Raw genomic sequence first — 719 nt, 5'->3', positions numbered from 1 at the left:
GACCCGTGGATGCGAACATCATGGGTGGAGTCCCATCGGGCCACAGAGACGGATTCAAAGCCGTCACGGACACGGATCTGCACAATCTCGTTGAATTTGCTGGCCAGCTGCTGAAGATATTTGCTGGCCTGCCTGACCAGGCTGACCTGTTCGTCGGCAGCCAACCCCACAAGCAATGCGTTGTAGCCGAGATGGTAGGTCGCAGCGTCACCCGATCGCTGCACGAAACCGCGCCGTTCCAGTGTGCTCAAAAGGCGGAACGCCCTGGCTTTGGTAATTTCAGATCTTTTGGAAAGCTCGGTCACACCCAGGCCGGGGTTCTGGGCTACAAGCATCAATAAGCCGAGTGCTTCATCTACCGACGCTACGTTATAGTCCATTGCCTTCTTGCCGCTGGCTTGCTTCAACGGGTATGTTTGAGTTAGCGAAGCATTCTACCGTCAGGGCCCAGTACGATGATGTCGACATACGACGAGCCCGAGTGATTTGTCGGGGAAAAATTAACAGAGAATCCGCCGAGATTTAAATCCCTCAATGACTCCAGGGAACGTTTCAGTTTTGCGGAAGTGGGATTCGGTCCGGCGCGTTTCAGGCCTTCGGTCAGCACCCTGGCCGCAATGTAGCCTTCAGTCACTGCCAGGTTCAAATCAGATCCTGGTACGCCAAATTTCTTGTGGTCCTCCTGCATTTCCCTGATGAGCGTGGAGGTCTTACTGGAC

The 719-nt window shown here is 54.5% G+C and carries 1 protein-coding gene and 1 pseudogene; both read right to left on the bottom strand.

Annotated elements, in window-relative coordinates:
- Positions 1 to 407 (bottom strand): helix-turn-helix domain-containing protein (locus tag AC1D1X_RS24970; protein ID WP_477699583.1); only part of this gene is annotated, 407 nt, incomplete at its 3' end.
- Positions 408 to 421: 14 nt separating this feature from the next.
- Positions 422 to 719: pseudogene (locus tag AC1D1X_RS24965) on the bottom strand (ABC transporter substrate-binding protein); the annotation flags it as partial.

It is taken from the genome of Polaromonas sp. P1_G4, assembly GCF_056405475.1.
This window is presented reverse-complemented; position numbering and strand designations above follow the sequence as displayed.